This window comes from Acidocella sp. MX-AZ02, assembly GCF_000306035.1.
GTDB lineage: Bacteria > Pseudomonadota > Alphaproteobacteria > Acetobacterales > Acetobacteraceae > Acidocella > Acidocella facilis.
In genome coordinates this window covers 1-12,556 of sequence record NZ_JH976214.1, presented here as the reverse complement: position 1 = coordinate 12,556, position 12,556 = coordinate 1, and the positions used below count along the sequence as shown (strand labels likewise).

The following is a 12,556-nucleotide window of genomic DNA, read 5'->3' as shown; positions in this document are numbered from 1 at the left end:
GCTAGAACGTATTGTCAAAATAGATTCATCCGCACCGGCACTTCGATCAGAATTTTCGCGGCCGGCGCATAGGGCCCCACGCCAATGCCCACCCCTATATTCACGCTCGTACGCTGCGAGAATGCATAGCCGAGACCGAAATTGAATGTCCCGAAATCGTAGGCCGATCCGGCGATCTTCCGCCCACCCGCAGATGCAGGAAACACGTGCTCTTCTTGATAGCTCAAAGACATCGAAGCCTTATCATTCAACGCGAATCCCAACCCGAACGTGGCGGCCAGGGCCATGCCGGGCGAGAGATTTATCGGTGCGCCAGGGCCGCCGCCGGTGTTGGGGATGGTGAATGTATGGCTGAAATTCTTGATGTATTGAATATTGGCGAACAGCACGCCAGGGGCCGTGGGATAGAAGACCGACAAGCTGGGTTCCAGCGCGTAAAAGCCGGTGCCAGTGGGCAGCTTCCTTGCGACGCCGTATAAAAGTTGGTCGTTGGTATTGATCGCGTTGTAGATCGGCACCTCGTATGGATTTTGTCCGGTTGCGGTCTTGAAGGTCAGATTACCGACGAAGACCGGCCAGCCATTATTGCCACTATTGAACTGGTAGGATGTCCCAAACTGAATATCGCCGATGCTGGCGGCGTTGGCACTGGCAGTCAGAGGGCGCGCATCGGCACCCGCCTGTTGCGCTATGGTACTACCCCAGCCCATCACAAATGGTACTTTCAGATTGATCTCCCATCGGCTCGTGAGTCCATAACGCAACGTCAGAGCGGGCATTAAATAGCGTTGATCCACGTGAGAAATGAAAATATTACCAAAGGTAATCCCGGGTATGATCGTGAACCCGTTAAGATTGAGCTGGTTCTGGGTCCAGTAATCATATTCCACGGAAGGATCGATCACCAGCTGACCCTTTGGTGTCAGCACGCCGCCCGTACCTGTAAGCACGGTGGAGGATTGCAGGATCACTTTAGTCTGTTCCTGCCGGCTTTGCTGCTGCTTCTCCTCCTGCTCGGCTCCCGCGGTTTCGGCGGGCGCTTGGTCTTGCGCGGCCGCTTCCTGCTCTGGCTGTTGCTTCTGCGGCTTGGTGGTTCCAGCAGCACGCAATTGCGCCATCTCCTGGTCAAGCAACTGCTGTTGCTGCTGCAGCTGCAAAGCCTGCTTTTCGAGCTGTTGCTCGACTTTCTGAAGCTTCGTCCGTTGCGCCGAGATGGATTCTTGAAGCACCGCGATATTATCCGCGGTAGACTGTGCTTTTCCGGGCTCCATCACCGCCATGCAAAACAATAAAGATAATGGCCAGACCGCTATACGGGGCTCGCCCGCGATCGAAAAAAATACCGGGGACGGCGATTTCTGATTCGGTTTTGCTAACAGCGCCGTATTTTCAGAACGGTGAAAGAATATTTTAGAGGTCGCCACCATGATAAGCCTCCTTATTTCTCTTATCACTATTTTAAGGAGCCTTCTAATCCAAACACCTGTTGAACGCCACACGCAATTGTCCGTTTTGAACATGAGAAAATTCGAAAATGATACGCTTAAGCATTACAGTTTTCGTAAACCCTTTACAGTTTCTTGGTTCTCTCCATCTTCCAACGCAGCCTGAGCTGCATCCACCAAAGCCCTGAAATTTCATGCCATATAAATCTTAAGCCGAAACGAGATAAGTTGGCACAGGACTTGCTGGATATGTAGCGTGACCGTGAAACCACATCGGCCATAAATTTTTTATAACGTTTCAACACGAACAGGAGAGCGACAATGCGTACATTTTTTCTTGCGAGCACCGCTGCCTTCCTTCTGACCGGCGGCCTGGCACTTGCCGGTACACCGACGGGTGGGCAGGGCGGCTGGCCCGGCGGCGGCTCCACCACGACCACAAATACCTCTGTGCCGGTCGTCAAGAACGCGAGCGCCCAAGACAGCAGTAGCGCGGCAACCACCGGCGGTACCGCCCTCAACGCCAATGGCAATACGGTCACCAGCAATTCGAACAACAGCTGGGACGTGACCAAGACCCTCCTGTCTGTCGGCAATGTGTCGCTGAGCGACACCAACACCAACACGCATATGAACGTCACTTTTGCCAGCTCCGGCAATACCGGAACGCTCAGCAATATCGACTTCTCCGGCGGTGGTAGCGGTGGGGAAGGCCATAAGGGCAGCGCGACAGCATTGATCTCCAGCGGCAATGCCTCAATGAGCTTCGCCAACAGCGGCAGCTCCGGCATCAGCACCGTGCAGCAGAATGCCGGAACGGCATCTCTGCAGCAGAATTCCGTGGCGCTGGGGTCTTACGTCGGCGGCGGCAGCACGGGCTTCAACGGCTTCTAATAGCCGGAGAAGGGCAGTGCGGTAACCTGTATGGCGTTCCACCCGCCATACGGGGCCGCACTGTTCGCCTTGTCCTCGGCAACAAAAAAAGCCTTTGTGCAGGAGAGCTCAATGACAAACAAGAAGGCAATAGCACTTTCGCTCGCACTTGGCAGTGCAGTCTTCGTCTTCGCTCACCAAGCGCGCGCCTCCGGTGCCAATAACGGCATTGACGCGAACAACAGCGGCGCCATGATCGCAAGCCTGCGCGCGAACGCGGTTTCACCGGCGCAGCTGGCAAACATGCGCGGCGGATCCGGCACCGTTGCTGCCATAAATATTGGAAATGATACTGGAAATAGCGCCAACAATTCTATTACCGGGTCAATTTCAAACATACAATCCGTTAACAGCAATACCGGGCTAACCACGGTTATTCAGAATACCGGCAACAACACGCTGCTGCAAAGTAGCATGACGGTAAACATAACCGTCCATTAGGAGCCATGCTGGGAGCTGACGATGCGATACTTGACACAGAGCGTCGGCCTTCTTGCCACAATGCTGGCATTGGCACCGACAAACGCACTCGCTGGGCAGATCCCCTTGAACGGACTGGCGACGGGTACGGGATCCGCCAACATCACTGTGCAAAGTTTCCAGGCCCGTAAGTTCAACACGACGATCCGGCAGCAATATGATTTTTCATGCGGCTCCGCAGCTCTGGCTACATTGCTACTCTACACCTATCACATCAAGGCGAGCGAAACCTCCGTTTTCACCGATATGTTCCTGAATGGCGACCGCAAAGCCATTCGGGAATCCGGCTTTTCCCTTCTTGATATGAAAGAGTACCTGTCCCGACGCAACATTCCCGCTGGCGGGTTCCGCGCGCCGTTGCATAAACTGGCCGAAATCAAAATTCCTGCCATCGTGCTGATCAACGAGCGCGGCTACAAACATTTTGTAGTACTGCGCGGGATACGCAATGGACAGGTGATGTTGGCTGATCCGGCGATCGGGCTGCGCAGCGTGTCCGTATCCAGCTTCAGACAGCAATGGTCGGGGATCTTCTTCATCATTCTCGCTCATCTGGAGCTTGCACGGGCGGGTTTTAACGACGGGCAGGATTGGTCCGGAGAGCCGAGCGCACCTCTTGACCTCAGTCACTTCATAATCAACTTGGCCACGCTGCAACAGGTCGGCATCCCCGACCTCGAAAAATTCTAGCGGCTCTGGCTAACGGGAGACGATCAATGTTTCCGATCAAAAACCAAACAACAGCCTGGCTCGCTGCGGCGGCTTTCGCACTGCTACCCGCCATGGCACATTCGGCTACGCCGGACAAGCAAGCAGTATCTTTGGCGCTGGGCCTTTCAGGGCATCAAATCGGTCCAAAAGAGCTTGGCTGCATCAGAGGCGGATTCGATCTAAATAAATTATTGTCAATCAGTTTCGCATTCAAGCAAGTTGAAACCATCGATGGCGTTGTCGTGAAAAGCATTATGGTTCCCGAAACGGATGTAACCGCCGCTACGAGTTCCACCAATGGTCACGCGAACACTGCCACAGCCACCGCCTCTACGCCGGTGAGCGTCTCTACACCATCTTTGACGGTGACGGATGCCAACGGCAATACGCAGACCATTACGCCCACCGTCGGCAATACTGTCAATTTGACAACCACCGGCAATAGCGGCCGAACCATAATCAATACCCAACTGGGCTCCGGTGGACTGTCCAACCAAACAACGAATACAGCCAACAATACCAGCATTAGCGTCGCGGCGACGATGAATATCGCGATTTCAGGCTTAAGCCGGTTCCTCACTCAACAACAATCTTTTGCAAATACACAAGCAGGACTGTATTATGCGGGTAACGCGTTCAAGTAAGGCTCCCGTCGGAAAAGCCCGCCCCCGGAAAAACGGACGGCCGGCGACCTGGCAAAGGATGTGAGATGGCTGATTTGCGGAGATTTGTGCAACATCGAACAATTTGCATGGCAAAGCCTATATTGTGGCGTCTGGTAGCTGCGTGCTTTTTGGCGCTGGCTCTTTGCCCCGGCTCTCTTCGCGCGCAGGATTCCACACCCCCCTTCGTCGATGTCGCCAACCTCACGCTCGTGCCGCTTTCCAATCAGTCAATCGCGACTGTTAAAGGAGGCTCTTTACAGGAGCCGGTATTCGGAAACTCAGCCTCTTCCAGCGGAACCATCACGCTGTGGGATGAGCTGAAGCCACATGCGGCAGAACAGAGTAATGTGAACGGCGCGTCAGTCATCACCATCAATGGCGTCACGAAATAGTGCGTATTTTAAAGGTGACTTTTTCTTAAGGAATATCTGAATAAGCTGGCGATTTCTATTCTCATGCGGCCTGGCGTTTCTGTTTGTAGTGAGCAGGCGTCCTTGGTTGGATGATTTTCTATTTTTTCTACCTTCGGACGAGGGGAACAGAGCCTCGGCGGGGTTATCTTGGCAATAGGCGCCGTCTGACCATGAACAGATTAACCAGGGCACAACTGGCGAACAGCCAGTCGACATTTTTGTTGATTCCAAGATAGCGGACCTTGGCGGAGCCGAACACGCGCTTCATCACGGCAAAATAATAGCGCACCTTGGCGCGGGTTTTGGATTTACGTGCGTTCCTGGCTTTGTCGGCCTCGTCGACGACGCCCTTGATCTTGCGGCGGCGGTTGGTGAAACCCTTGGCCCTGGGCGCGCAGCGGCGGATGGTATCACGCCGGCCGCGATAGGCTTGGTCGACCCAGACGCGCGCCTCATCTCCGTGCAGCTGGCCTTCCAGCATTGCAATGTCATCAGCATTCGCGGGTGGAGGGGCCGAAGGTTCCGACGGTGCGAAGCGCCGATGGAATGGCCCCGGAGGGGTGGCCGCCACTGCGTGGATCAGTTTGGTCTTGGAATCCACTCCGATTTGCACCTTCATGCCAAAATACCATTGGTTGCCCTTCCGGGTCTGGTGCATCTCGGGATCACACGCTTTCGCCTCGTTCTTTGTCGAGGACGGCGCGTGAATGATGGTCGCGTCGACAATCGTGCCGGTGGAAACCTTCAGCCCGAGCGTGGCTCTGCGCCCGGTGACTTAGCCGACCGCAATCGAGACAAAACCCAGAGCTATACCGTAAACGTATCAGGATTTTGACAATCAGGCCAAATAGGCAGCGATGATACCCGCCAGCACGATGCCGTCGAACGTGCCGGCGCCACCAATGCTAAGCATGCCGACCGGGAGTTTACGCAACTGCGGTAAGTGAAGCAGATCGGCACCAATCAATGGGCCGGCCACACCCGCTATGAAGGCTATGGGCGTTGCCTCCTGAGGCAGAAAAACTAGGGCGAGTCCAGCCGCGGCGAAGGCAGGCATCAGGCCAGGGAGCGTGATTCCGATTCCAGGAACAATGCGTGCGAGATCGTAGCAGATGAAAATATTTATTGAGGACACTCCAACAACAGCCCAGAAGCTTCCTGAATCGGCTGCCATCAGGCGCGTGAACTCGAACAATGCAAGCCCAACTGGAATCACGCAACCGCCGAGATTGACCGCAACCACGGTTTCGTTTGTAGCTTTTGTGAAACCAGAATGGAAGCCGAAAACGCCATGAGATACGAGCGGTTGAACGCAGATACGACGTCCAGAGTGAAATCTTAAAATCGGAATATTGATCGCACCGCCAAAAAGCATAAATAAAACAAGCAAAGATGCAGCATCAGCACTCAAATGAAGTTTGGCAAGACCGCTCATCATTATCTCGGTGAAAGCCAGAGGCATGAGCACCAGCAGCAGGATCGCAAGAGAGAAGGAAAACCACATAAGCAGAATCATCACGGTGTTCCGGAGACCAGATTGCGTATTCTTACGCGACGACGCGATATGCATACGGCGCTTTCGCGAAAACAAAACCGATGCGGATAACGCAAAAAATTTTCATCTCAATACCGTATCTTACGCTACGATATTTATCTTTCCCGCATAGTATTCCGGGACATCGCGTGACGCTTTAGCATGCGATAGAGCGTAACGCGCGAGACCTTCAGCACACGCGCGGTACGGCTTAAATTATACTGGCAGCGTGAAAGCGCGTCCTCCAGGGTTTTCCGTTCTTCGTCGGACCCGGGTTCGTAAGCGCGCCTGTCGCTTACAGACAGCGAAAACTGATGGTGTTTGGGCGAAGTTGGCCAAGGCTCTAAGGCCAGATCTGCCGCCGAGATCAAATTGCCATGCCCCATAACGATGCCGCGCCTTATGGCGGCGATCATCTCCCTGATATTACCTGGCCAGTGGTAGGTTTCGATCAATGCCTGAGCGTCGGCCGTGAAGCCTCTGGCGCCATGACCGAGTTCGACCGATAACGTGTCGAGAAAATACTTTGCAAGAAGCTGTAGATCGCCGTCCCTCTCGCGCAGAGAGGGTAGATGCAGGGGTAGAACATTTAATCTGTAGTATAGATCCTCGCGAAATTTTCCATTTTCGATCGCCTGCCGCAAATCGACATGGGTTGCGGAAATGATGCGGGCGCTAACGGAGATCGGCTGATGGCCGCCGACCCGCACGATCGTGCCTTCTTGCAGAAACCGCAGTAGATGGCCTTGCAAATCGAATGGCAGATCACCGATCTCGTCAAGGAATAAGGTGCCTTTGTCCGCCAGCTCAACAAGACCGATCTTGCGCGTGTTTGCCCCCGTGAAGGCACCTTTTTCATATCCGAATAGTTCCGAGGCGATAAGCGTAGCGGGCAGGGAGGCGCAATTGATGGCGACGAATCGTCCTTCACGAAAGGCAGAGCGCTGATGTATGGCGCGAGCGGCAAGTTCCTTGCCGGTGCCGCTCTCACCGGTAATGAGGATAGGTGCGCTGGTGGGAGCTTGGCGGCGGATCTTATCGAAAACATCACGCATCACCTGGCTGTCGCCGACCATGAACTCGTTGTCTGAGGACCGCGCGATAATGGTCTGGGCTGTCGACGTTTGATGGATGGCGGCCAGCGGAACCTCCATACGTGCGACGTTGTCGCCATTGCGATGGCCGGGCATTATAAGCTCCTCTCAACGTTGCATTATCTTCGAATTGACGCAGTCACCGATTTTGAACAGCACGAAGCAGGACAGGTTGCTCTATTTTTTTGCTCTGGCGAAATTTTTTCTTGTGGCTTTCTCGCAGATCAACCGCTGCAATTCCAGCTGCTCAAAGGCAAGCAGATTTCTTGTCATTGACTTGCGCGTCTCGTCAGCTTCCTGCGCCAATCTGCTTTGAAATCGCTTTATATTTTCCTCACAAACCCACATCTGTTGCTCGATCATGACGTCTCGCCTTCGTTTTGAATGTGCGAGCATCAGTTTGCGGATTGAAACGGCCAAATCCAGCTTCGGATTCCCCGTAGGTATTTATCCCAATCTTAAGCTTTGTATCGAAATATGTTTTACTCGGTGAAATTTCAGTGTAATGAATATTCAATAACGCCGGAACGCACCAAACTTCGCGGAGAGTTCACACGCAGAGGTTGCGCTGGTGACAGGCTTCATTGCCACTAAGGTATAAACATGATGTTTCCTATGGGTGGAAAAGCACAAAATAGGGCTGGACCTGAAGATAAGCCACCGCCCGATATCTCGCTGATAGAAAAGGTAAAGCCTCTCGACTGTGCCGGTACGGATAGCCAGGACAAAATTCTGCGTCAACAAATCCAGTTGCTTATCAATGCGCTGCCCGTCGCCACTCTCGCTCTTGACGCCGCGGCGCGTATACATAGCGTCAGTGCGTCACTTCTGTCCTTGTTTGGCTACAGCGCAGATGAGCTGATCGGTCAGCCGGTGACAGTGCTTGTGCCGCTTGAACTGCGCCAACGACATCAGGCGTTTCACGACAGATACATGACGGCTCCTGCCGGCCGGCCAATGGGTGCAAACCAGGACGTTTTTGGCCTCACCAAAGATGGAACAAGGCTGCCGCTGGATATCGGCCTTTGTCCAGTGGAGACAGTCGAGGGAGCGCTAATTCTGGCAACCATCCACGATTTGCGTGGCATAAAGCAGACCGAAGCCCAACTGGACAGGTTACGCGCCGAGTTGCAGGCCGAATTGGAAGGCATGCGCCAGCTTCACATGCTCGTTACGAAGCTCGCCGAAATATCAGAGCTGGACAAGGTCCTGGAGGAAGTCCTGGACGCGGTAATGGCCCTGCAGCACGCCGATTTCGGCAATATCCAGCTCCTCGATACGGAAAGCGCATGGCTCACCCTGGCCGTCCAGAAGGGGTTCCGTCCGCCGTTCCTCGCGCGGTTTGAGCGTGTTGGCTCGGCGGATGGGACGCCTTACGAGAGGGCGCTACGGGCCAAGACGCGGGTGGTCGTCCCAGACGTGTTGCTGGACGAGGCATGTGCGCCGTATCGTGCGGTCGCGGCGGCTGCGGGGTTCAGGGCGGTGCAATCCACCCCCATCATGTTGCGAGGCGGCACTGTCAAAGGCGTGGTTTCCACCCATTTCCGCCATCCGCATGTCCCATCCGAACGCGAGCTGCGCATGACGGATCTGTATCTGCATCTTGGCGCGGAACTGATCGACCGTGCGCAGACCGACGCGGCCTTCGCCGCCGCCCGCAAGGTCGCCGAAGAGGCCAGTGCCGCCAAGACGCGCTTTCTCGCCGCCGCCGGGCATGATCTGCGTCAGCCTCTGCAAACCATCGGGCTGCTGAAATCCGTGCTGGAGCGGCAGGTGATAAACCCGCCGGCCTTCACCACTCTGGCCAAGCTGGACGACGCCGTAAGGCACATGCAAGATTTGGTGGAAAGCATGCTTGACGCCAGCCAGATCGAAAGCGGTACCTTACCGGTGGAGTTGGCGGATATCCGCCTCTGGCCCCTCCTCCTCAGTCTTGCAGACGATTTTGCGCCCGCCGCTGCCGCCAGGGGGATTGTGTTACGCTGTGTTCCGTGTTCGGCCACCATACGGGGAGACCGGCGGATGCTCGCGCGTATCCTCAGCAATCTGCTCAACAACGCATTGAAATATACAGACAAAGGCAAGGTTCTAATGGGCTGCCGACGGCGCGGCGCGCAGCTCAGGATCGAAATATGGGATACTGGCGCGGGTATCCGGGCCGGGCAGATTGGACGGATTTTCGACGAATTCACGAGGCTGCATCCGGCGGGTAACGAGCAGGCTGGCTTGGGGCTTGGCCTGCATATTGTAAAGCGCTTCTGCGCGCGGTTGGGCTATGAGACAGAGGTCCAATCAACCCCCGGGCGTGGCAGCATGTTTGCTCTGATTATCCTGCATCCGCATTTTTCCGGCGGCCGAGATCATGCTGGACATGAAAAGGATAAGCAAACTCCTTGGATCCTGCTTATCCAGGATGACCCGGCCCAGCGCGATGCATTGCAGACCCTGCTGAGCTTGGAGTCCTACCAAGTGCGAATTTTGCATGATATTGCCGCGCTTCCGGAGGACATCCTCTCTTTACCGCTGGATGTGCCGCTCGTCATTGTCGCCGATAAGGATCTGCCTGGCAAAGAAAGCGGTACGGATCTCGTGCGGCAAATACGTGCCTCATTGCTGCGGCAGATTCCGACCATCATGCTCTGTAGCAGGGCATGGGAGAATGGCAGTCCAGAGCTTGGAGACAACGACACGCAGTTCATCCTGAAGCCGGTGCAGCCCCACCGCCTGCTGGGTGCGATCGAGCAGGTGGTAAGCCGCATGGCGCCTGGCTGGCGGGCGGATGATAGCGTGCGGCGCTCCATGGCGCTTGCCCCGCCTGCCAGTAACGGTACGGCGGTTGCTGAGATTGCCGTCATTGACGACGAGGAGAGCATTTGCGGCGCCGTGCGCGACGTGCTGGAAGCTGGCGGATACGGTGTGGAAGCTTACAGCTCCGCGGAGGCTTTCCTGGCCGATCCGGCGCGCGCCAGGTTCAGGTGCATTATCATCGACGTCATCTTACCAGGGATGAGCGGAGCCGCCCTGCAGACGCTGCTGAAGACCGAAGCCGATCCTCCGCGGATCATTTTTCTCACAGGCAGCGTGGACCTGCCTTTGGCTGTGCAGGCCTTGCGTAACGGCGCTTCGGATTTCCTGCACAAGCCGGTAGACGGGCTGGCACTGCTCCAAAGTGTAATGACAGCGCTGAGACAGCAAAGCCGGGCGCGCATCGCTGCGCCCCCGGACCTCGCCGACCGGCTTGCTAGTCTGACGCCACGCGAGCGTGAGGTGATGGAGCGGGTGGTGCGTGGTGAACTCAACAAAAACATAGCGGTCGATCTGGGCATCAGCGAACGCACCACCGAGCATCATCGCCAGAGCGTCATGCGCAAGATGGGCACGAAATCTCTGGCAGCTCTGGTGCGCCTGATCGCCCATGCGTGATAGCTTGGGACGCGTCGAGGAGGAGGAGGAGGCTACGCCCGGTACGTCTGCCTTGGCAGATTTGAAAGCATGAATCGAGACAAGCTGAGTTGAACCTATTCGGAAAAGGCGTTGTTTGAGTTACTTTAAGCGTCATATAGGCTTCGATCAGACGCGGCATGCAATATGCCGTATATGTTTGCAGATGCTTCGATTGTCGTTGGATCCCATTCGACATCGCGGTTTGATTGCTTTTTTATAATGATTTTCGCTTTAAATTTTGACGAAGATCAATGCCCGTTGGCTCCATTTGGCCCATCCAGTTCATCCTTATTGGTGGCTTCGGCTCAACGGAAGGGTAGGCAACATGAGTGAGGGTACAATTCGACAGAGGGTTGTTGCGGAACTTGAATTCGAGCCACGAGTGAATGCCGCACATATCGGCGTTGCCGTCGCCGGCCATGTCGTCACACTGACCGGATATGTCGACAGTTATGCGGAACGGCGCGCAGCCGAACTTGCCGCACGACGGGTCAGGGGTGTTCATGGTATAGCTCAAGAGATCGAGGTCCGACTGCCTAGCGGAAAACGACTTGCGGATGATGAAATTGCCGGCAGAGCTATCAAAATCATCGCCTGGGACAGCTCCCTTCCCGAAGGCCAAATTCAGGTTAGGGTCCGTCAGGGATTGGTGGCATTGACCGGCAGGGTCAGCCATTACTTTCAAAAGACGGCGGCTGAGCGTGCCGTGCATAAGTTGAGTGGTGTGGTCGGCGTCATTAACCAAATCGATGTAATGCCCACAGTCATCGCGTCAAATGTCAAACAGACGATCGACGCCGCGTTGAATCGTAATGCGGAAATTGAAGCAAACAAGATCCAGCTTCAAGTCGAGGGAGCCAAGGTAACAGTCAGAGGAAAAGTGGATAGCTGGCACGAGCGCGATGTCATCTTGGCGGCCGTACGTTCTATTCAAGCGGTTCGTGAAATTGAGGACCATCTTGAATTTACTTGAGGCGGAGTTCCATCATGCGTAAATTTCGAGAAAGTGGAGATGAAAAAAGCATTAATCTGCTCATTGTTTTGCTTGATGGGGAACAAGCGCGCTTCATTCGCTTGACAAAAACCAACGTACTACACACCGTACGGACGCTAACATCAGCGGAAGCGCATCGCCGGTCCGCAGAATTGCGTAGCGACCGGCCAGGGGCGAGTTTCCACAGTGATTCGACTGCCCATCATGCCATCACGCCGCGCCACGATCCTCACGAGCTTGAAAAGGAACGTTTTGCGCGTCTCATCGCGGATGAAATCAATGGTATGCAGGCAAAAGACTTCGATAGCCTTGTCATCGTTGCCCCTTCCCATATCCTGAGCGTGATGAAGAGAACGCTGCATCCATTGGTCCTTGCAAAGCTTCTTGGTGAAGTCGATAAGGATCTTGTAAAAACTCCAAACGACAAGTTATGGAAGCATCTGGAGGAACTCATGCCAACACTTAATCCGCGACCGCAGATTTGAATATTCGTTGGAACGACAGCGTGCCGAGTTGTTCAAGTCAAACCAATATATTCTCTGATTTATTTGAAATAGGCTTGTCATTCTGTCCTAGGCCAGCATTCGCCAGATAAAATTTTTTCCTTGCCTTTGGAACACTCCTACCACTCGTAAGTTCTAACTGCTGGGTGTGGGGTGATATGGGCCATACTTCATCGCAGTATGGGCCAGCACGCATGGGAATTGACGCAAGCCGGTTTCGAGATAAACGGAACACGAGCATAAAAGAGTGCGCATTGTACTGCTGACAATTCCAACAACGCGGACATCATCGAATATCCAGCCTCGCTCGAAGCGAAATTTCACCAGCAGCTGCACTAGC

The 12,556-nt window shown here is 54.7% G+C and carries 14 protein-coding genes; 8 read left to right on the top strand and 6 right to left on the bottom strand.

The features are described 5' to 3' along the window. Window positions 1-14 precede the first annotated feature (14 nt). Window positions 15-1,427, bottom strand: coding sequence for a transporter (locus tag MXAZACID_RS17000; RefSeq protein WP_008495783.1), 1,413 nt, complete (start codon window positions 1,425-1,427; stop codon window positions 15-17). Window positions 1,428-1,766: 339 nt separating this feature from the next. Here MXAZACID_RS17000 and MXAZACID_RS16995 point away from each other — a divergent pair, with 339 nt between their 5' ends. The 5 genes from MXAZACID_RS16995 (at window position 1,767) to MXAZACID_RS18980 (ending at window position 4,626) form a co-directional block, all read left to right on the top strand. Further along, window positions 1,767-2,339, top strand: a complete 573-nt coding sequence (locus MXAZACID_RS16995) for a hypothetical protein (RefSeq protein WP_008495782.1) — start codon at window positions 1,767-1,769, stop codon at window positions 2,337-2,339. A 111-nt stretch (window positions 2,340-2,450) separates the two neighbouring features. Beyond that, complete coding sequence (locus tag MXAZACID_RS18990; RefSeq protein ID WP_144052882.1) at window positions 2,451-2,819, top strand: hypothetical protein; 369 nt, start codon at window positions 2,451-2,453, stop codon at window positions 2,817-2,819. 105 nt (window positions 2,820-2,924) lie between these two features. Beyond that, entirely contained in the window at window positions 2,925-3,548 is a 624-nt protein-coding gene (locus MXAZACID_RS16990) for a C39 family peptidase (RefSeq protein WP_205619863.1), read from the top strand. Window positions 3,549-3,574: 26 nt separating this feature from the next. Further along, entirely contained in the window at window positions 3,575-4,213 is a 639-nt protein-coding gene (locus MXAZACID_RS18985) for a hypothetical protein (protein WP_144052881.1), read from the top strand. Window positions 4,214-4,278: 65 nt separating this feature from the next. After that, on the top strand, window positions 4,279-4,626 hold the full coding sequence (locus MXAZACID_RS18980) for a hypothetical protein (protein WP_144052880.1): 348 nt from the start codon (window positions 4,279-4,281) through the stop codon (window positions 4,624-4,626). Between the two features lie 163 nt (window positions 4,627-4,789). Here the strand turns inward: MXAZACID_RS18980 and MXAZACID_RS18510 are convergent, their stop codons facing one another. The 4 genes from MXAZACID_RS18510 to MXAZACID_RS18975 all read right to left on the bottom strand — a co-directional run bounded on the left by MXAZACID_RS18510 (window position 4,790) and on the right by MXAZACID_RS18975 (window position 7,638). After that, window positions 4,790-5,374 (bottom strand): transposase, encoded by a 585-nt coding sequence (locus tag MXAZACID_RS18510; RefSeq protein WP_256378791.1) that lies wholly within the window; start codon window positions 5,372-5,374, stop codon window positions 4,790-4,792. A gap of 111 nt (window positions 5,375-5,485) precedes the next feature. Next, window positions 5,486-6,163 carry a DUF1614 domain-containing protein gene (locus tag MXAZACID_RS16975; RefSeq protein ID WP_168118464.1) on the bottom strand — a complete coding sequence of 226 codons (678 nt, stop codon included), beginning with the start codon at window positions 6,161-6,163 and terminating at the stop codon, window positions 5,486-5,488. 134 nt (window positions 6,164-6,297) lie between these two features. Then, window positions 6,298-7,371: a sigma-54-dependent Fis family transcriptional regulator gene (locus MXAZACID_RS16970; RefSeq protein WP_008495776.1), complete on the bottom strand. Its 1,074-nt coding sequence runs from the start codon at window positions 7,369-7,371 to the stop codon at window positions 6,298-6,300. An 81-nt stretch (window positions 7,372-7,452) separates the two neighbouring features. Then, window positions 7,453-7,638: a hypothetical protein gene (locus tag MXAZACID_RS18975; RefSeq protein WP_008495775.1), complete on the bottom strand. Its 186-nt coding sequence runs from the start codon at window positions 7,636-7,638 to the stop codon at window positions 7,453-7,455. Between the two features lie 240 nt (window positions 7,639-7,878). Here MXAZACID_RS18975 and MXAZACID_RS16960 point away from each other — a divergent pair, with 240 nt between their 5' ends. The 3 genes from MXAZACID_RS16960 (at window position 7,879) to MXAZACID_RS18505 (ending at window position 12,198) form a co-directional block, all read left to right on the top strand. Next, on the top strand, window positions 7,879-10,698 hold the full coding sequence (locus MXAZACID_RS16960) for a response regulator (RefSeq protein WP_008495774.1): 2,820 nt from the start codon (window positions 7,879-7,881) through the stop codon (window positions 10,696-10,698). Between the two features lie 346 nt (window positions 10,699-11,044). Next, window positions 11,045-11,692 carry a BON domain-containing protein gene (locus tag MXAZACID_RS16955; protein WP_008495773.1) on the top strand — a complete coding sequence of 216 codons (648 nt, stop codon included), beginning with the start codon at window positions 11,045-11,047 and terminating at the stop codon, window positions 11,690-11,692. Window positions 11,693-11,706: 14 nt separating this feature from the next. Further along, window positions 11,707-12,198 (top strand): host attachment protein, encoded by a 492-nt coding sequence (locus tag MXAZACID_RS18505; RefSeq protein ID WP_083878894.1) that lies wholly within the window; start codon window positions 11,707-11,709, stop codon window positions 12,196-12,198. Window positions 12,199-12,351: 153 nt separating this feature from the next. Here MXAZACID_RS18505 and MXAZACID_RS19900 read toward each other — a convergent pair. After that, a partial coding sequence (locus MXAZACID_RS19900; RefSeq protein ID WP_205619861.1) for a hypothetical protein occupies window positions 12,352-12,556 on the bottom strand: 205 nt, incomplete at its 5' end.